The organism is Pseudomonas syringae group sp. J248-6 (genome assembly GCF_032586995.1).
Lineage (GTDB): Bacteria > Pseudomonadota > Gammaproteobacteria > Pseudomonadales > Pseudomonadaceae > Aquipseudomonas > Aquipseudomonas amygdali.
In genome coordinates, this window is sequence record NZ_JAWHOP010000001.1 from 530,958 (window position 1) to 549,994 (window position 19,037).

General features: G+C 58.9%; 17 protein-coding genes. 6 read left to right on the forward strand and 11 right to left on the reverse strand.

Annotated features, from left to right (window positions below; genetic code table 11):
* Nucleotides 1-341 precede the first annotated feature (341 nt).
* Nucleotides 342-1,949, reverse strand: coding sequence for a M10 family metallopeptidase (locus RYC17_RS01845; RefSeq protein WP_058408193.1), 1,608 nt, complete (start codon nucleotides 1,947-1,949; stop codon nucleotides 342-344).
* Between the two features lie 512 nt (nucleotides 1,950-2,461).
* On the opposite strand from RYC17_RS01845, the gene RYC17_RS01850 reads away from it, so the two are divergent.
* Both RYC17_RS01850 and RYC17_RS01855 read left to right on the forward strand, forming a co-directional pair.
* Nucleotides 2,462-3,766: a sensor histidine kinase gene (locus tag RYC17_RS01850; RefSeq protein WP_058402224.1), complete on the forward strand. Its 1,305-nt coding sequence runs from the start codon at nucleotides 2,462-2,464 to the stop codon at nucleotides 3,764-3,766.
* A gap of 336 nt (nucleotides 3,767-4,102) precedes the next feature.
* Nucleotides 4,103-5,242, forward strand: coding sequence for a polysaccharide lyase family 1 protein (locus RYC17_RS01855; protein WP_058402223.1), 1,140 nt, complete (start codon nucleotides 4,103-4,105; stop codon nucleotides 5,240-5,242).
* Nucleotides 5,243-5,344: 102 nt separating this feature from the next.
* Here the strand turns inward: RYC17_RS01855 and gspF are convergent, their stop codons facing one another.
* Genes gspF through gspG form a run of 7 tightly spaced genes read right to left on the reverse strand, consistent with a single transcriptional unit; the run spans nucleotide 5,345 to nucleotide 13,461 of the window.
* Nucleotides 5,345-6,556, reverse strand: a complete 1,212-nt coding sequence (gspF, locus tag RYC17_RS01860) for a type II secretion system inner membrane protein GspF (RefSeq protein ID WP_058402222.1) — start codon at nucleotides 6,554-6,556, stop codon at nucleotides 5,345-5,347.
* Complete coding sequence (gspE, locus tag RYC17_RS01865; protein WP_058408194.1) at nucleotides 6,556-7,974, reverse strand: type II secretion system ATPase GspE; 1,419 nt, start codon at nucleotides 7,972-7,974, stop codon at nucleotides 6,556-6,558. The genes gspF and gspE overlap by 1 nt, the downstream gene beginning before the upstream one ends.
* Nucleotides 7,971-10,307: a type II secretion system secretin GspD gene (gene gspD, locus RYC17_RS01870; protein ID WP_058402220.1), complete on the reverse strand. Its 2,337-nt coding sequence runs from the start codon at nucleotides 10,305-10,307 to the stop codon at nucleotides 7,971-7,973. Before gspD ends, gspE begins: the two co-directional genes overlap by 4 nt.
* The gene (gene gspM / locus RYC17_RS01875; RefSeq protein ID WP_058402219.1) at nucleotides 10,307-10,855 is read right to left on the reverse strand and encodes a type II secretion system protein GspM; all 549 of its coding nucleotides are present in this window, start codon (nucleotides 10,853-10,855) and stop codon (nucleotides 10,307-10,309) included. The genes gspD and gspM overlap by 1 nt, the downstream gene beginning before the upstream one ends.
* 4 nt (nucleotides 10,856-10,859) lie before the next feature.
* Nucleotides 10,860-12,032 carry a type II secretion system protein GspL gene (gene gspL / locus RYC17_RS01880; RefSeq protein WP_058402218.1) on the reverse strand — a complete coding sequence of 391 codons (1,173 nt, stop codon included), beginning with the start codon at nucleotides 12,030-12,032 and terminating at the stop codon, nucleotides 10,860-10,862.
* Nucleotides 12,029-13,024 carry a type II secretion system minor pseudopilin GspK gene (gene gspK / locus RYC17_RS01885; RefSeq protein ID WP_058402217.1) on the reverse strand — a complete coding sequence of 332 codons (996 nt, stop codon included), beginning with the start codon at nucleotides 13,022-13,024 and terminating at the stop codon, nucleotides 12,029-12,031. Before gspK ends, gspL begins: the two co-directional genes overlap by 4 nt.
* Nucleotides 13,012-13,461: a type II secretion system major pseudopilin GspG gene (gspG, locus tag RYC17_RS01890; protein ID WP_058402363.1), complete on the reverse strand. Its 450-nt coding sequence runs from the start codon at nucleotides 13,459-13,461 to the stop codon at nucleotides 13,012-13,014. The genes gspK and gspG overlap by 13 nt, the downstream gene beginning before the upstream one ends.
* 176 nt (nucleotides 13,462-13,637) lie before the next feature.
* On the opposite strand from gspG, the gene gspI reads away from it, so the two are divergent.
* Nucleotides 13,638-14,030, forward strand: a complete 393-nt coding sequence (gene gspI, locus RYC17_RS01895) for a type II secretion system minor pseudopilin GspI (protein ID WP_058402216.1) — start codon at nucleotides 13,638-13,640, stop codon at nucleotides 14,028-14,030.
* Between the two features lie 5 nt (nucleotides 14,031-14,035).
* Here the strand turns inward: gspI and RYC17_RS01900 are convergent, their stop codons facing one another.
* Nucleotides 14,036-14,470, reverse strand: a complete 435-nt coding sequence (locus RYC17_RS01900; protein WP_058402215.1) for a hypothetical protein — start codon at nucleotides 14,468-14,470, stop codon at nucleotides 14,036-14,038.
* Nucleotides 14,471-14,574: 104 nt separating this feature from the next.
* On the opposite strand from RYC17_RS01900, the gene RYC17_RS01905 reads away from it, so the two are divergent.
* Nucleotides 14,575-15,036 (forward strand): prepilin-type N-terminal cleavage/methylation domain-containing protein, encoded by a 462-nt coding sequence (locus tag RYC17_RS01905; RefSeq protein ID WP_058402362.1) that lies wholly within the window; start codon nucleotides 14,575-14,577, stop codon nucleotides 15,034-15,036.
* A complete protein-coding gene (locus tag RYC17_RS01910; protein ID WP_058402214.1) occupies nucleotides 15,033-15,644 on the forward strand; it encodes a type II secretion system protein J in 612 nt (203 codons plus the stop codon). Before RYC17_RS01905 ends, RYC17_RS01910 begins: the two co-directional genes overlap by 4 nt.
* A gap of 76 nt (nucleotides 15,645-15,720) precedes the next feature.
* Here RYC17_RS01910 and RYC17_RS01915 read toward each other — a convergent pair whose 3' ends face one another.
* Nucleotides 15,721-16,365 (reverse strand): glutathione S-transferase N-terminal domain-containing protein, encoded by a 645-nt coding sequence (locus RYC17_RS01915; protein WP_058402213.1) that lies wholly within the window; start codon nucleotides 16,363-16,365, stop codon nucleotides 15,721-15,723.
* 42 nt (nucleotides 16,366-16,407) lie between these two features.
* Nucleotides 16,408-17,304, reverse strand: a complete 897-nt coding sequence (locus RYC17_RS01920) for a LysR family transcriptional regulator (RefSeq protein WP_058402212.1) — start codon at nucleotides 17,302-17,304, stop codon at nucleotides 16,408-16,410.
* A 158-nt stretch (nucleotides 17,305-17,462) separates the two neighbouring features.
* On the opposite strand from RYC17_RS01920, the gene RYC17_RS01925 reads away from it, so the two are divergent.
* Nucleotides 17,463-19,028, forward strand: a complete 1,566-nt coding sequence (locus tag RYC17_RS01925; protein ID WP_316902361.1) for an MFS transporter — start codon at nucleotides 17,463-17,465, stop codon at nucleotides 19,026-19,028.
* Nucleotides 19,029-19,037 lie beyond the last annotated feature (9 nt).

The window sequence follows — 19,037 nt, forward strand, 5'->3', positions numbered from 1 at the left end:
GACGATGGCTGTGGCTCAATCAATGTAGATACCTCTTTTTCATCAGTGAGATACTTCTGCGCGATGCCCAATGCCGACGACTGTCGGCGCATTACATTCAGCAGGGGCTGGCGCGTCAAGTGGGTTTTGTTGGATATATTGAATTTGTGGTTTTAAATTTTGTAACAGCACCGTCACGGTGCCAAAAAAAGCTCAAAACCCTGCGTCGCCCAATTGCGGTGCGCAGTTAAAACGGCGGGAAGAGGCAGGAGGAAGAAAGAAGGAGGCGATGGGCAAGCAGATAGAACGGCGCCTGTCCGTGGCGCAGTCCTGTCATTGAAACCGGTATTTCAAGTCAGCGATCAAACCGCCAGATCGTGAGCATGGAACTCGGTTACACCGACCAGCTGGATTTCAAAGTCAGCATGCAAATCACCATTGACGTTGCCGGACAGCACGTGGTCGGCGAACCGCAGCTGGCCCGCGCCGGTGAACTCGCCGCTGCCAATGAAGCTGAAAGCATCAAGGGCTTTGGTGTCCACGTTGGCATCCATCTTCAGGAAGCTCAGCTTGTCGCCCTGCTGGCTGTTGAAGTCGGTAATCACGTCGCTGGCCTGGCCTTTGCCCATTTCTGCAAGGTCATTGAACACAAAACGGTCAGCGCCGCTGCCGCCGGTCATGATGTCTGCGCCCAGACCGCCAACCAGCTTGTCATTGCCCGCGCCGCCGAACAGCACATTGTTCGCATCGTTACCGGTCAGGGTATTGTTGCGATCATTGCCCAGCAACGTGAACTCGCCCTCACCTTTGAGGTGGACGTTTTCAAAGTTGGCCAGTGGGCCGGCATTCAGGTCGATCACTGTGGCAACCGGCGATGTATTGTCATAGGTGATCTTGAGTGTATCGATGCCCTCATTGGCCTTCTCTTGCACCAAAGCGAGCTCACCAGCCTGATCAATAACGTAGGTGTCGTTACCCAGACCGCCAATCATGGTGTCCAGACCGCCACGACCATCAAGCACGTTATCCAGGCTGTTGCCGATCAGCGTGTCATTGAAAGCAGAGCCAATGGCGTTTTCAATGTGCGCACCGTAGGCAATCGCCAGCCCTGAGTTCATCAGCGTCGGGGCATCAGGGTTCTGGTTGTAATCGAGGAACGCCTTGCCGATGGTGCTGAACTCACCCTCGTTGAGGTTGATCTTCACAAACGATGCCTGATTGCTGGCATCGATCGTATCCTTGCCACCAGCGTCCCAAATCGTCTCGAACACCGACTGATCGGGTGCCCATTTGTAGACGTCATTACCGCTGTGATAGCTGGTGTTGGCACCGTATATAAACTGCATGGCCGCCACATCGAGCAACATCGGCGTGGTGGGTTTGAAACTGTAGTTGTTGGTGTAGCTCATGATGGTGTAACGGGCATCTTCGAACTTGGCATCGAGCAAAACATCGTTGTATTGCGAGGCTTCAAACGAATGCTTCAAACCCAATGCATGACCCGTTTCATGCATGAACGTCAGGTAATCATCCGTGCCTTTGGCAGGATCAGCCGCATTGACTTTCGGACCGATCCAGACATCACCGGACCGGCCCAGTGTGCCTGGCGCGTAAGCCTGGCCATACTCAGTACTTTGCAGACTCTTGAAGCCGCCAAAACGAATGTCTCCGACATTGTCCGGGGTGTCCTGAACCTCGGTAAATTTGATGTCTGCCACTGCACTCCATGCACCCAACGCACTTCTTGCCGCCGCTGCCTGGGCATCGGTCAGTGAATAGGCATCGCTGGGCTCCTGAGAGCGACTGTAGTCAGTGGCATAGACGGAGTTGGCAGTATGAAAGCTGTAAGTGAGATGAGTACCGGTTGAATCGCCTAACCAGAACGGCCCCCACAACAGGCTGGTGACTCTGTCGTCGGGAGACCCTTCGGGCAAAAGTTCGGCAGGACTTGAATCATTTGGGCCGGGCATCAGCAATGCTCCTGAAGAATACACACGTTAGTGATTAACCAACGATCTTTGCCCACGCAAAAATCGCCAGGCAGCTTATTACATAACAGGCACACTATGGGCACAATACGTTACAAGCAAACTACTTACGGATGCCGGACACGCATTGCCAACATCCGCAGACTTCTTATTACGAATATACTTTTATAGTTATTATACGCCTCCTACTAATAACGCTACATGAAACCTTCTTTAAACCCACGATTCCAACTGACCGGGTTCATTGCCCAAGCCGCCAATGAGCATTCACGGCAAAACGCGAGAACCCGATCAAGGCCGGCAACGAAGAGGGTGCAGTTGAGCTATCGTGTAACGGCTGTCGACGCGCTGGACGGTTCAGCGTTCGCGACAGGTAAAGAACCGAAGCCTGACGCATCCGGCCGGATCGCGCGCATTTATACGCTGGGTACCTTGCTGCCCCGTATAAATCATAGGCATCATAAGACCTTATCTCATCTGATCGCGGTGCGCCCATGACCCACCACCCTGCGCCACTTCCTGCCAACGAAGAAGAACGAGTCCTGTCTCTTGAGCATCTCAGGATACTGGACAGCGCTCCCGAGCAGGACTTCGACGACATTGTGCTGCTCGCTACCACGCTGTGCGACGCGCCCATCGCTCTGGTCTCGCTGGTTGACCGGGAACGCCAGTGGTTCAAGGCCTGCATCGGCCTGGACGTCAAGGAAACCCATCGCGATCTGGCCTTCTGCGCACATGCAATCCTGCAACCTTCCGATGTGCTGGTCGTAGAAGATGCCACCACCGACCCTCGCTTCAAAGAGAGCCCCCTGGTGCTGGGCCCTCCTTATATCCGGTTTTATGCAGGCGCACCGATTCGCACCGATACGGGCCATGCGCTCGGCACTGTATGTATAATCGATATCTGGCCGCGTGTTCTGACCGAACAACAACGTCTGGCCCTGCTGGCACTGGCCCGCCAGACCGCAGCCTTGATGCAATATCGCCTGCTTACCCAGCAGCGCGACCACCATGCCGCAGAATTGGCTTTGGGGCTCGAAAGCGCGCAGAGTCAAAGCCTGGCCGTGGAACGCAACCTGCGCCAGTCACAGCGGGTGTCGTCACTGGGAATGCTCACAGCGAGTATCGCCCACGACTTCAACAACCTGCTCCAGGCGCTGAGCGCCAGCCTGCAACTTGTCCGCATGCGCTCACGCCGCCCGACCGATGTCGAGACGCTCAGTGACACCGGCCTGCGGGCTGTGGATCATGGTCGACAACTGGTCACCCGTTTACTCGACAGCGTTCGTCAGGACGGCCCCGAACTGATCTGCATCGATGTCAGCGAAAGGATCGATGCCGCCCGTGATCTGCTATTGCGCTCGGCAGGCGACAATCTGGAACTGTCATTCGACCTTAGCGCACAGGGCTGGGGCGTCCTGTGCGCCGAAGCGCAGTTGCACGCCGCCGTATTGAACCTCCTGGCCAATGCCCGTGATGCAATGTCAGGGTCTGGCAAGGTACATATCGCCACTCGACTGGAGTCAGTCAAGGAAGATCCACGATTGCCGGAAGGCGATTATTTGGTACTCAGCGTGGCCGACAATGGCCCTGGCATGGCCGCCGATCTCAAGGAACAGATATTCGAACCCTTCTTCACCACCAGACGCTCCGAACCGGGTGCCGGCCTGGGCCTTGTTCAGGTGCAGGAGTTTGCGGTGAACGCAGGCGGAGGCGCACGCGTCGAAACAGCACCTGAAAACGGGACAACCGTGCATCTCTATCTGAGAATACTGGGGCCGATCAATTTAACGAACTAAGTGTTCAACTACTTCACGAGCGCCGCACGCAGCCTTGTTATTCACTAAATGAATAACGGGCTGCGGAAGACGCATTCAGCGCATGAATTACACCACCATCACGGCAACAATAGCTATGTACTTATTGCGCGTTAGATGCGTGTAGAAAATAAAAGGCATTGGTTCTCTTTTACAAAAAAATACACACGCAACACTGCCGCTTTCCGATTCAGGACTATATTCAATCGACAGCAAACATTCTGTTTGCGCTACTGCCTTGGCAACAGGATGTTTGCTGTGGGACACGCAGTTGCAATGACTGCAAGTTGTACACACATTAATCAAGGAATAGATTATATGTTGAAGCCTCATGGTTTTACGCCACTCGCATTGACGGGCGGCATTCTTGTATCGCTATTGTCTGTCAGCCTGTCTGCCCACGCCGATATCGCCACCGATGTTGCCACTACCGGCTGGGCGACGCAGAACGGTGGCACCAAGGGTGGTTCAAGGGCAGCAGCGAATAACATTTATACGGTGAAAAACGCCGCCGAGCTGAAAGCCGCGCTGGCTGCGTCGGCAGGCAGCAACGGCCGGATTATCAAGGTGACGGGGGTTATTGATGTCAGCGAGGGCAAGCCGTACACCAAAACCTCTGACATGAAGCAGCGCGCCCGCCTGGACATCCCCGGCAAAACCACGATTGTCGGCACCTCCAGCAGTGCCGAGATAAGGGAAGGGTTTTTCTACGCCAAGGAAAACGACGTCATCATTCGCAACCTGACCATTGAAAACCCCTGGGACCCGGAACCGGTCTGGGACCCGGAAGATGGCAGCGCCGGTAACTGGAACTCGGAGTACGACGGTCTGACGGTCGAAGGTGCCAGTAATGTATGGATCGATCATGTGACGTTTACCGACGGCCGTCGTACCGATGATCAGAACGGCACGGCCAATGGCCGTCCAAAACAACACCATGATGGCGCACTGGACGTCAAGAACGGCGCCAACTATGTCACCATCTCGTATTCCGTATTCCGGAATCACGAAAAGAATAACCTGATCGGTTCAAGTGACAGTAAAACAACCGATGACGGCAAACTGAAGGTGACCATTCATAACTCGTTGTTCGAGAACATTTCCTCTCGCGGGCCGCGCGTGCGATTTGGTCAGGTTCATCTTTACAACAACTACCACACTGGAAGTACCAGCCATAAGGTCTACCCGTTTGTGTATGCCCAGGGCGTCGGAAAAGGTTCGAAAATCTTCTCTGAGCGCAATGTGCTCGATATCAGCGGCATCAGTGGTTGCAGCAAGGTTGCGGCCGACTATGGCGGCAGTGTCTACCGTGATAGCGGGTCGCTGGTAAACGGCAGTGTCATCAGCTGTTCCTGGAGCACCAGCATTGGCTGGACCCCTCCGTACAGCTACACCCCTCTGGCGGCTGACAAGGTTGCGGCCGATGTCAAGGCCAAGGCCGGCGCTGGCAAAATCTGATACGCCGGTTGTACAGGACGATAAAAGACCCTCTCGATGAGGGTCTTTTATTGAGCAGGTTATCGCCGGGCGATGAAACTGCTTTCGTCAGGATCGAGCCCCTCAGTTGACCAGTTGATTGATCTCGATGATCGGCAACATCACAGCCATCACGATCACCAGCACTACGCCGCCCATAATCACGATCATCAAAGGTTCGAGCAGCGCAGTCATGCCCAGGGCGCGGCGCTCGATATCGCGGGAAAGGGTCTGCGCAGCACGATCAAGCATCGGCGGCAAAGCCCCGGTTTTTTCGCCGCTGGCAATCAGGTGAATCAGCAGCGGCGGAAAGACCTTTTCCATCCGCAGCGCCACCGCCAGGTTGACGCCTTCACGGACCCTGGACGTGGCTTCGTTCACCGCCAGACTGAGGCGATCGTTGGACAAGGTCTGACGCGCTGCGTCCAGCGCCCGCAGCAAGGGCACACCGGCAGCACCGAGAATCGCCAGGGTCGATGCAAAGCGTGCGGTGTTCAGCCCCAGCACGAATCGACCGATCAAGGGCAAGCGCAGGATCTGGCTGTGCCATCTCAGGCGCGTAGCCGGGTTGCGCAGGCAGATTCGCCAGCCCCACAACGCCGCCAGCAATACGCCCAGACACACCAGACCCCAGGCACGGATGAAATCACTGGCGGCCAGCATGGCCAGTGTCAAACCGGGCAGGTCCTGACGCGCCTGAGAAAACGCACTGACTATCTGGGGCACTACGTAGCTCAGCAGAAAAATCACGATGGCAATCGAGACCAGCCCCACTACGCCGGGGTAGATGAACGCCGTGAGAATCTTGCCTCTCAGGCCGTTGCGCTCTTCTATGTAATCGGCCAGTCGCTCCATGACCCGGGCCAGGTCGCCGGACTCCTCCCCCGCCCCGATCAAGGCCCGGTAAATGTCCGGAAAGTCTCTGGGGCGGGCGGCCAGCGCTTCGGCCAGACGCATGCCACTGCGAACATCGGTGCGTATCGCGCTCAGGGTCTGAATAATGTGTTGGCGTTCGGCCTGCTCGACCGTGGCCCCCAATGCTTCATCCAGCGGCAGCCCGGCACTCAGCAGGCTTGCCAGTTGTCGGGTCACCGAAGCAAGGTCAGCGTCCGAGAGGCGCATACTGAAGAGCCCCCCTGCCCCATGACTGCTGGCCTGGCTGTCGATCTTTACCTGCAATGCAGTCAGCCCCCGCTGGCGCAGATCAGCCATCACAGCGTCCTGACTGTCAGCGTCCAGATGGCCGGATTCGATCCTGCCCTGCGCATCGGCAGCTTCATAGTGATAGCGGCTCATCAAGCGTCCCGTGTCACACGAATGATTTCTTCCGGAGCGGTGGTGCCATCGCGAACCCAGCGCTGGCCATCCTCGCGCATGCTGACCATGCCGGCATTGCGCGCCGCAGCCCTCAGTGCCTGCATGTCGGCACCTCGATGGATCAGACTGCGCACCTCATCATCAATGCAGAACAGCTCGTGAATGCCGGTGCGGCCGCTATAACCGGTACCACTACAGCGCTCACACCCCTGCGGGCGCCAGCAGCCTGACGCAGTCGGGTCGGGTTGTCTGCACTGCGGGCACAAACGGCGTACCAGGCGCTGCGCCAGTACGCCAAGCAGAGAAGACGCGAGGAGAAAGGGTTCGACGCCCATGTCGACAAGCCGGTTGATCGCCGATACCGAGTCATTGGTGTGCAGGGTGGCAAGCACCAGATGTCCGGTCAGTGAAGCCTGCACCGCGATCTGGGCGGTTTCCAGATCACGGATTTCACCGATCATGATGATGTCCGGGTCCTGACGCAGAATGGCGCGCAATGCCAGGGCGAAAGTCATGTCGATTTTGCTGTTGACCTGAATCTGACTGATACCCGGCAGGTCGTATTCCACCGGGTCCTCCACGGTCAGGATATTGCTGGTGCTGGCATCCAGCCTTGCCAACGCGGCATAAAGACTGGTGGTCTTGCCACTGCCGGTGGGCCCTGTGACCAGCACAATGCCATGGGGCTGGCGTATCAGGTTGTCGAGTCTGGCCAGCACATCAGGGGCCATGCCCAGGGTTTCGAGGCGCAGACGACCGGCCTGCTTGTCGAGCAGGCGCATTACCACCCTTTCACCGTGGCCGGTAGGCACGGTCGAGACGCGAATGTCGATGGGCCGGCCGGCCACCCGCAAGGCGATTCGACCATCCTGAGGCAAGCGCTTTTCGGCGATATCCAGCTGGGCCATGATCTTGATCCGTGACACCAGCGAGCCATGCAACGCCTTGCGCGGCGATACCACATCACGCAGGCTGCCATCGACCCGATAGCGCACCACCGAATGGCTTTCATAGGGTTCGATATGAATATCGCTGGCCTCGTCGCGAGCTGCCTGGGTCAATAATGCATTGATCATGCGGATCACCGGGGCACCGTCCTGCGCATCCAGCAGGTCGGTGATTTCCGGGATATCCTGCATCAGCCGATTCAGGTCAGCTTCGTTTTCTGCAGCGCCCACTACCGCCGCCGCGCTGCCGGTGTCGGCGTAGGCTGCGGCCAGAAGCCCCTCCAGTTGATGCGTGCCGACCTGTTCCAGACGCGCCGGACCGAACTGCCGCCGGGCCTCATTGATTGCCCAGCCTGGAGTAGCGTCGCAAACGATCAGCAGCGCCCCCTCGTCAGTCTCACGCAAGAGAATGCGTTGCGCCCTGGCCCAGGCATAAGGCAACGCACTCATGGCACAGGCACTGCGCGAATGACCGCCCGCGGCATCTGACCGGCAGCAGGCTGCAGGTCAGGAATCGCCTTTGCCGCAGAGGGCAACTGCGGCGCCTGCATGTCCGGCAGCATCCAGTTACGCTCGGGACGCAAATTACCCTGTGCGCGGCGCATGAATTCGTAACGGTTCAGCGTGATGTTGCGCCCTGTGCCGCTGTCACGAATGATGTAGGGACGCAGGAAGACCATCAGATTGGTTTTTCTGGTCGAACGCGCTTCGTTTCGAAACAGTACGCCGAGAAGCGGAATCCTCGACAGCCAGGGCACCGCTTCATCGCTCTGGTTGTACCCGTCCTGAAGCAGGCCGCCCAGCACCATGATCTGCCCGTCGTCCAGCAGGATGCTGGTATCGATGGCGCGCTTGTTGGTGACGGTGCCTGACGCCAGCGAGGCGCGCTGATCGACGTTGCTGACTTCCTGATAGATGTCCAGCTTGACCGTACCGCCTTCGGAAATCTGCGGCCTGACATTCAGTTTCAAGCCGACTTCTTCCCGCTGAACCGTCTGGAACGGATTGTTGCTGGTGCCGCCACCGCCCGTTACATAACTGCCGGTGACAAACGGGATGGTCTGGCCGACGAAGATACTGGCCGCCTCGTTGTCCAGCGTCAGCAGGTTGGGCGTGGACAGCACATTGCTGCCACCCTTGCTCTTCAGAGCGCGCGCGAGCACCTTCAGATCCAGCACCTCGCCAATGCCCGGAATGGTCACCGCGCCCCTCACCACGCCGACATTCAAGCCAGGGGGAAGTACGTCGATGCTGGTGCTGCCACTGGTATTCAAACCGCTGCCGCCAAGGTTCACTCCGCCAAAGCCGCCGCTACCATTCAGGTTGCCGGTTTGCCACTGCACGCCGAACTGGTTCGCATCGTCCTCGCTGACCTCGACAATCAGGCTTTCGATCACCACCTGAGCACGGCGCTGATCCAGTTGATCGATGACTTCACGCAAGTTGCGATACAGCGGCTCCGGAGCGGAAATCAACAGGGTGTTGGTGGTCGAATCAGCCTGGATGGTCACCCCGGCTGCACTGAACGCGGTGTTCTGTTCGGCTTGCTGACTACCGGCTGTGGCAACCGAAGGCGACGCGCTACTCTGGCCATAACCGCTTCCGGCTACAGTCCCGGAGACAGGGCCTGCGCTGCTGTTGCCTTGCACGTCGTTCTTGTTACCGGTGCTGCCCATGCCGCTGAGCATCGTCCGGGTGGTATCGCTGGCACCGCTGTCACTTTCACCGGTCAGCAAGCCCCGCAAGGCCTGAGCCAGCTTTCCCGCCTGGGCATTGCGCAGGTACACAACATGCAGATTGCTCGGGTTGCTCTGGGCGTTGTCCAGCTTGTAGATCAGATTGCGCGCCAGCTCGGTACGCTCCGGGCTGCCGGCGCGGATAATGATGGCGTTGGAGCGGGGGTCGCCAATCACGCTGATCTTCTGGGTCGCGTCGCCGCCCTGAGTATCCAGCAATTCGCTGACCATGCTGGCGATATCTACCGCGATACCGTTGTGCACGGTCACCACGTCGGTATCGATGGCACTGGGCGTGTCGATACCGTCGATGATCTGCGCCACTCGCGTCAGGTTATCGGCATAGTCGGTGACGACGATGGTGTTATTGCCGGGGTAGGCGTTGATCGGGTTGTTCGGCGAAACGATAGGCCGCAGCACCGGAATCAGATTGACCGCATTTTCGTACTGCAAACGAAACGTACGGGTCAGCATGCCGTTCCCGGAAGGTTTGTCGGCACTGTAGACAGGACCGCCAAGCAGTCTGGCATCGGCTTCAGGCACGACGTGAGCCACACCGCCGACATCCACCACACTGAAACCCTGCATGCGCAGCGCGGCCAAGAGCATTTCATAAGCCTGAGAGGCCGGCACCGGCCCTTCGCTGACCAGCGTCAGCGTGCCCGTGACTTTTGGGTCCAGCAAAAACTGCTGACCTGTGGAGCGTGACAACGCCCGCACGACCGATTGAATATCGGCTTCGACAAAATTCAATTGTATGGGCTGGTCACCCAGCGCGCCGTGCGCAGCCACTGTCTTGTGGGCTGGCGTATGGCCGCGTGCGGTGTTCGACAACGTGTGTTTCTGTCCCGGCGCGACGCCCGGTTGCGCGCGCTGGCGATCATGTGCGTCGCTGGCGGGCAAGGTTCTGGCCAACGGTTGACCCAGCTCGCTCTCTAACAGCTCAGGCGGCGCAGGCGATGTGGTGCTGCACGCGCTCAGCGCCAGCAGGAAAAACGGTGCGACGCTGCGACAGGGCAACGTGTAGGTAAAGGCATTCCACTTCATTAAGCTTCCTTTGCGCTCGGCGCCTGATCCATGCGAACAACCCCGGACAGATGACCTGTCAGGTCCTGAGCGTCTTCGCCTGCACGTTGCAGGCTGGCGTCCTTGATGTGTAACGAAAACAATTGCGGCTGCTCCAGCAGCCAACCGATCACTGCGTCAGCTGGCGCGTGATCGAAAGCCAGTTGCCAACTGCGCTCAGCCCCTTCACCGTCATGCTCAAGCTGGCAATACGACCACAACCCGAAGGCTTCAAGGCTGCGCTGCAAGGCTGGCTGCAGATCCTGCGGGCCTGTTCGGCGCTGCGGCACGCTCACCTGCTTGAGCAATGTTTCGAGCGTCTCGGCCTGGGCGCTCAACACAGGGGTTTGCGCCTGCCAATACGTGATTTTCTTCAGTGCAGGCTGAACCATCAGTAGCCACGTCACCAGGCAGCACAACACCAGCGCGCCTATCGACAGGAGACGCGTCTCCCTGATCGACAGACCGGCCCTGACAACACGCACACGCCCACTCAGTCGCCGCCAGCGGTCGGCGTATGGCTGCCACACTCGGCTATTCAACGTCGCTCTCCAGCGTAGCGCCGGGCGCATCGGCCGCTTGATCAGGCATCTGGCTCAGGGTCCAGGTGAGATGATCGCGACTGGCTGCCAGACCCACCTGCGCCAGCGAACGCTGCAACGTATCGTCAACAGAAGGCTGGGCGTTATCGGGCAACAGTTGCAGCTGCAGGCGGCCATCCGAGTACGTCAGGCGCTGCACGCTACCCGCCAGGAACGGCAAAGCTTCAGCGGCGCTTTTTACCAGTTGTTCGAATCCGCTGTCGGTGCCGGCGGCTGAACCGCTTTCGAGTGCCGCCACCTGCTGCCGGGCCTGTTGCAGAGGATTGAGAATGACCGGCAAGTGAGGAAAGGCCTGGCTGACCCGCTGCACCATACCGGTCTTGAGTTGCTGTCCTCGGGCAGCCTCGCGAGCGGCGTACAGATTCAAGCCCAGCGCCCATACCCCGACAGCCAAACCGCAGCAGACCCATGCTGCGGTCCAGCCCGATGTTTTGACTTTCGCCGCTCCCGTTCCTGCATGCAGGCTCCAGCCGGGTGACGGCCCGCCCAGGAGCAGGCCAGCCGATATTTCCGGGCCTGCCGTGCCCTCGCCGTCCAGCCGGTGCAACTCGCTGCCGTTGGCCAGGTGCACATCAGGGGTCTCGGTCAGACGCGGATGCACGCTGCCTTGACCAGCACTGTGACGTAGCAGCCAGTGCTCATCCCGCAGCACGACACTGACTTGACCCGGTGCAGGCACAGGCAGGCCATAGGGCGCAGGGTAAAGGCCGCGCAATGACAGACGCGACTGACTCAGCAATCGGCTCAGACGTTCCAGCGCAGTTGACGGTAACCAGCCCAGATAAACGGCCCCGTCGGCATAGCGCGGGCTGCTGGCGATGTGCATCAGCTCACTGCCGCCCAGTATCAGTCCCTGGGCGGCTAACAGTGCAGCGCTTCTAACCCGCGACGCAGGCAGCGGCGGCGTTTCGATCCGGGCCAGCAGACTGTCCAGCGGATGCAGAAACGCTTCCACCGACTGCAGTGCGCCGCCCTGCTTCAAGTCCAGCAAACTGCTCAGGCCGCTTTCAACAACCTTGCCCTGGCTGTCCAGCCGGGCGAATAGCAGTGGCGTCTCCGGGTTCAGTTGTTCCAGAGCAGGCAGGGCAATCCGCAACCGGCTCATGCGCCGATCCGTGACCAGATAACACGAGGCACGCTGTCATCGCGCATATACAGCAAGGCCTCCATGCGGGCCTGGCGTCCATCTCTGCGCGCCTCGCCACGGAACACAAACCACTCGCTTGCTACACCGATTTCAAGCCCGTCAGCCGCCTGGGTCGGCACCTGCATGCGAGCGATGATTTCCAGACGGTAGGCAAACCACTGTCCCTTGTCGCGCTCGGCCACCACCGTTTGCGCACTGGGCAATGACAAACCGGGCACCACCGCTGCCAGTACCTCCGCACTCGCTGTATTGCTGTTGACCCAGGTATTGGCTGGCAGAATGCACACGTAGCGTTTCAGCCGCTCCAGTACCTGATCGCTCAAACCCTGCATCCCTTGCAGATCATCCAGGCTGCGCAGTGTCACCGATGATGCCGGGATGGGCTTGCGCATCGCCGAAGAAGTCTCCCGCCCGCTCGCGAATGTCCCGCTGACCGTGCCTGTTACCGGAGTCGAAAAACGTGTGTATGAGCCAAGCACCCGCTGGCTGATGCTCTGGCAGAGAACATCACTGATGGAAATCATCTGACACAAGCGTTCGAAACTGCGCAGTTGACCGATTTCCAGCTGACCATTGCGCAGCAGGTTGCGCAGGTTGAATTTGCCCTGCTGGTCTTCCAGTCGTCCGTGAAAACCTTCTTCAGGTCGATCGGATGGACTCTGGCCTAGGGGCTGCGCCCACGCCTGGCCAGGATGAGTCGCCCGGCTCTTGCGACGTGAATCCCACAACAGCATGCGGCTTGCGTCCAGCCCGGCCATCAGCGCTGCGCTGTTCTGGATACGCGACTGCTCGGCTTCTACCGTGCGAATCATGACGCTCTGACGGGTCAGCATACCGGCAGCGATGACCGCGACAATCGCGACGGTCAGCAGGGCACCGATAATTGCCGAGCCGCCTTGCCTGATTGCGCTTGACGGGTAAGTGCTCAGCGCCATATTCAGAGCTGCCATGAGCCGATATCGGCATTGACACCCTCGCCATCGGGCTGACCGTCGGCACCCAGAGAAAAAAGATCCACCTCGCCATTAACGCCGGGGTTCAGATAATGATAGGGGCGCCCCCACGGATCGTCGGGTAGCCGCTCGATATAGGCGCGCCAGTTGTTTTTGTTGACGTTGACCGGCCGCTCGACCAGAGCTTTGAGGCTCTGAGCCTGATTGGGGTAAGTGCCGTGGTCGAGGCGATAGAGCTTGAGCGCCTGCATCAGCCCTGCGATATCCTGTCGCGCAGCAGCAGCCCGCGCCTGGTCCGGACGATCAAGAACCCTGGGCACCACAACAGCGGCCAGAATGCCGAGAATAACCACCACCACCATGATTTCGATCAGGGTAAAGCCGTCCTGGCCGCGACGGCCTCCAGACCGAGGCTTGACGCGTGCGACATCCATATCCATATCCATATCCTTGATGATCCTCATCTGTCCCGCAGTGTAGACGCCGCAACGGCGTGACACGATAAATCTGCTCAAACCTTATGGTGAGCCATTCATGAATAATCAGATGTTGGTCCGGTGCTATCGTTTTGTTGCCTGTATGGAGCAGGAGGATTTGCCAGGAGGCACCCATGCTGCAACCGCACAAGGAGAAAGGCTTCACCCTGATCGAAGTGTTGGTGGCGCTGTTGATCATCACCGTGGCAATGGCGGCGGCCGTGCGCTTGAGCGGGGTAATGACCTTCAACAACGGTGTGTTGCGCGACCGCGCCATTGCGCTGCTGGAGGCGCAGAACCAACTGGCCGAATTACGCATGATGGCAAGGCTCAGGCCTGGTTTCACAACCCGCAAGTGCGACCAGGGCAGGCTCTCGCTGACCTGTGAACAGACACTCAAAGCCAGTGCAGACGGAATGTTGATGCGGGTCAGTCTGCGAGTATTACAGCGGGACAATAAAGCGCCACCACTGGCCCGCCTCGATACCGTTATAGCGATCCGACGCCCGCCGAAAGAGTCTCCATGAGCGTTTCAACGACGCAGCAGGCTGGGCAACTCCGGCAGGCCCGCCAGGCTGGCGACCTTGAATCGTGTGCGCTCGGTACCCTGCTCGATCACTACTCCATCACTCTCGACAGCCACCAGCCGTACATCCCTGGCGAGCAAATCGCCCGCCAGATAGCTGCGCGGCGGTCTATCGTTGACAGTGAGAATCGCCACAGCGCCTTTGATCCCGGCCATGACCCCGCTGACCTTGATCCGGACCTGAAGCGGCTGGTTGGCGAACCACTGTCGGGCAGGACTGCCGACATCCGCAGCGGGAGCGGCGCTTTCCGGCAAGGGTGCACGTACAGGCTCGGGAGCAAGCAACAGCGACGACCAGAGTGCGATACCCGCCAGTGCTGCAATCAAGGCCGCCGATTGCACCAGGCGCGGCGCTGATAATGGATGAAACGAAAATGCCATGACTGAACCTCCTGTTCGTCTGCCGGAGCAGTCTACATCACTGCATCAGAATGCCTGGCACCCGCTTTGATCAGTATGCAAGCGTCATCAGGGAGCCACCGATCATGAGTATGGACACACAACGGGGTTTTACCCTGATCGAGTTGATGGTGGTTCTGGTCATCATTGGCATCGTCAGCGCAACGGTGGGCATGAGCATCAAACCCGATCCTGCCGCTTTGCTGCGCAAGGACGCTGAACGCCTTGCACATATGCTGCACATCGCACAGGTCGAGGCCAGGGTCGACGGTCGGCCAATCACCTTGCTGGTCGATGGCAAAGGCTTTGGTTTCGCACGACGTGCCGAGCACGGCGTGGGCTACGACCGCTTCATGAACGACCCGCAGCTGCGTTTCAGAGCCTGGGAAACACCCTCCATACGCATCAGCGTAGACCCGGCGCAGCGAGTGGTGTCAGGTCCCGAATGGATCGTCGCACCGCTGCGCATCCAGCTCTCTGACGGTGAACGATCCTTGAGCCTGCAGCGTAGCGCGCTGGGTCAACTGCAGGTGGTCAGCCCTCCATGAATGCAAGGCAAAACGGCTTCACATTACTGGAAGTGATGGTGGCTATCCTGCTGATGATCATCGTCAGCCTGATTGCCTGGCGTGGGTTGGAGAGCATCACTCGCACCGATATCCAGTTACGCGAAAGCACCGGGCACACCGAGTCGGTACTGCGAGCGCTGAACCAGCTGGAGCGCGACGTGGCCATGCGTGCAGGCGTCGAGCTGCAAAAACCGCTGCCTGGCGAAGAAACCGATCCGCAGGCAAAAACGTTGATGCCCATCAGTATTCGCATTGCTGAAAGGAACGGTATGCGCCTTGACGTCATTCGCAGTGCGGCCACGGCCGGGGAAGGACTGCAGCGAATCCGCTGGTGGCTAAAGGACAACAGGCTGTATCGCGCGGCCGCAGACAGCAGCAATCTCTACCCCCTACCCGCTCCCGATGAAGGAATAGCGGTGCTCGACCAAGTCGTCGAGACAAAAATAAGGGTCTGGAGAACTGTCGGAGGCTGGCAACCGCTCGACAGCCACAAGGAAGACAATCCCGACGGGCTGGAAATTGTGCTCACGCTACGTACCCGTAATGGCGACGAGCGCTATCGAAAGGTGCTGGGGCCGCTGAATTAGCGAGCATTGCTTACAGGCGACTGAGGGACGATGGGTTGAATCCATTCTGGCGTCACGTCTTCAAAAAGGCCTGCTTCTACGCCTCAAGACGTCTCAAGCCCCAATGACGCCTTATCACTGCGCTGACCACCGGCTGGGCGTCGACCTGTAACAGCAGCTCATGAAAATCAGGCCGGGTGGTATGCAGATGCTCGCGCGCACCGCCCCATCTGGTCACGATGCAAGCCAGAATCTCAACTGCACCGGGATCATCACAACGCCAGAAGCCTGCATTAGCGAACAGATCCGCAAATGTCTCCCAGTTTTCATGCAACCGCGCACGGGTGCCGGTTTCGAGTAGCGTAGCCTGCGTTTCGTCGGAGCCCGACAGCCAGCGCTGCGGGTAATCGATAATCCCGATGGGGGCGTAGCAGTTGGCGGCGATGTAGACCAGCGCGCGAAGGGCTTGAGCGCGCAGGGCAGGCTTGCTGGGCAGCAGCCCGGATTCGGGATGCTCCAGTCCCAAATGAATCAGAATTGCAGCGCTTTCGGTGAGCACCGTGCCATCGGTCAGGACCAGCGTGGGCACCTGCAGCAATGGGTTGACCCGCCGCAATGCTTCCTTGCCTGGCCCCTCCTCCCACGCGCAGGCCCTGAACAAGGTAAAAGGAACCGAGCAGCGCCAAAGCGCTATCTCGATGGCTGCGGATCCCGAACCCTCTGTGCCAAAAAGCGTGTACATGCCAATGCTCCTTGTCAGGTGCTACATGCTCGGTCCGCGCGGTCACACAGACGCAGGAGCAAACAAATGGGCGTGCATAAAGTCGATGAATACCCGCAGGCGCAGGGAAAGGTGCTTGCTCGATGGCCAGAGCAACCTGAAACTTCCGGTATGCACCGTGTAGTCGGTCAGTATTGGCACCAACTCGCCATTGCGAATGGCCGATGAAATCATGAAGTCCGGCAGGCAGGCAATTCCCAACCCCGCCCGCGCAACATCAACAAGAATTTCCGTCGTGTTGCACACCATCACCTGGGGCAAATCGAGATCATCGGCACCGGCCTCGCGACGTAACGGCCAGTGTTCAAATTTGCCCGAAGAGGGAAACTTGTGCAACAGACAGGCGTGCCGACTCAAGTCTGCTGGATGTTGAGGTGTCCCGCGCCTGGCAAAATAGTCCGGAGCGCCGACGATTTTCAATTGAAAGCCCCCCATCCGCCTCGACATAAGGCCCGAGTCGCCAGGGTCTCCCGTGCGCAGGACGATATCAAAGCCTTCCTCGATGATATCGACCATGCGGTCGGAAAAATCGATGTCCAGTTCGATATCGGGATAGGTGCGCATGAACTCGATGATAACCGGCATGACCAGGCCGCTGACCAAGGGCAGGCTGATGCGCAATCTGCCTCTGGGCAGATCCCTGGCATTGCTCAACTCCATTTCTGCCGTTTCAAGCTCCGACAGAATACGGCGACAGCGCTCCAGAAATATCGAGCCCTCCAGGGTCATGGCAATACTGCGCGTACTGCGATGAAAAAGCCTGACACCCAGGCCCTCTTCCAGACGGCCGATACTCTTGCCTACCCCCGACGATGAAATACCCAGCCGCTTTCCAGCCTGGGTAAAACTCCGTGTTTCCGCGACCAGAACAAACACCGCAATGCTACCGAGCGATTCCAATACCCACTCCTATTAAGGACAGCCCTGTCCTATACCTTCGGAACATAAGCCTGTTTTTGTTTGCAGACGCAACCCCTAATCTCCCGACAGGGCAACTGCCCTTGGATAAACGCGTGCAATGCACCGAAAACTGCGCACGCTTCACAGGGAAATTGCACATGACTTCAGCAAGCCAGGTTCAAGCATCGTCTGCTACCAGACGCTGGGGACAATTGTTTGCCGCCTGCCTGACAGGCATCCTGATTCCGTTGTGCTTCACTGGCCCTGCCGTGGTTCTGCCCTCGATAAACAAGGCGCTGGGCGGATCAGCCGTCGAGCTCACGTGGGTCATCAACGCTTACATCCTGACTTACGGCAGCGCCATGATGGCCGCTGGAAGCCTGACGGATATCTACGGCAGGAAACGCGTATGGCTGATCGGACTGGCGATATTCGTGCTGTCCACCTTCGCCATTCCGATGGCCTCATCCGTCGTGCAGATTGATGTACTTCGCCTGATTCAGGGGCTGGGCGGTGCAGCAGCGTTCGCTGGCGCAATGTCATCGCTTGCCCAGACCTTCCATGGGGCTGACCGCACCCGAGTGTTCAGCCTGCTCGGTACCACGTTCGGGATAGGCCTGGCTTTCGGCCCTCTTGCGGCAGGCTCGCTGGTCGACTCGGCTGGCTGGAAATGGTCATTCCACGCAACGGCTCTTATTGGGGTTGCGGGATTCTTTCTGGTGCTTTTCAGCGCTACAGAATCCAGAGACCCTAATGCCACTGGCATGGACTGGCCGGGCGCTATCAGCTTTACCGCGGCACTGACGCTGTTCACTTACGCAATCCTGCTCGCCCCTGAAGACGGCTGGACCCATCCACTGGTCTTGGGCGGGATCGTCGGTTCACTGTTGCTGTTCTGGATCTTCATTGCAGTGGAACGGCGCGTGGCCAGACCCATGCTCGATCTGTCGTTATTCAAGAGCGCGCGCTTTGTCGGCGTGCAGATTCTTGCGGCCAGTCCGGCATTTTTCTTTGTCGTGCTGATCATCATGTTGCCAGCACGCTTCATTGGTATCGACGGACTCAGCGCGCTGGAAACCGGACAGATGATGACCGCACTGGCCGCGCCCCTGCTGATCGTACCGATGCTTGCCGCACAACTGGCACGTCGCTTTACCTCCGGGCTGCTGTCCGGTATCGGTCTGCTGCTGGTGGCTGTCGGCCTGCTGTGGCTCGCGCTGGCGCTGGACAGCGGAGCAATCAAAACCGCCTTGCTGCCGATGGCCTTGATCGGCATCGGCATCGGTCTGCCCTGGGGGCTGATGGATGGCATGGCGATCAGTGTGGTTGAAAAGGAACGCGCCGGTATGGCTACCGGCATCTTCAATGCCGTGCGCGTTTCTGCCGACGGCATAGCCATTGCGATCGCAGGCGCACTGCTGGCCACGTTCATTCAGTGGGGCCTGTTCGATGCCCTGACGGGTGTCGCGCCTGATGTGGTGACAAACGCTGCCAACCGCGCCGCATTGGGCGATCTGCAGAATGCGATCAGCCTACTGCCCGGTCAGGCAGAACTGCTGCACCAACAGTACGCCACCGCGTTCCGCAATCTGCTGTTCATTCTCAGCGCCGCCACCGTGCTGACGGCAGTGGCAGTCTTTGTCCTGCTCGGTCGCGTGCGCGCTCATGACGAGCCGCCACTTGAGCCATCCGACACGCTTGATCTGGCGGGAGAGGCCAAGTGAGTCCACATG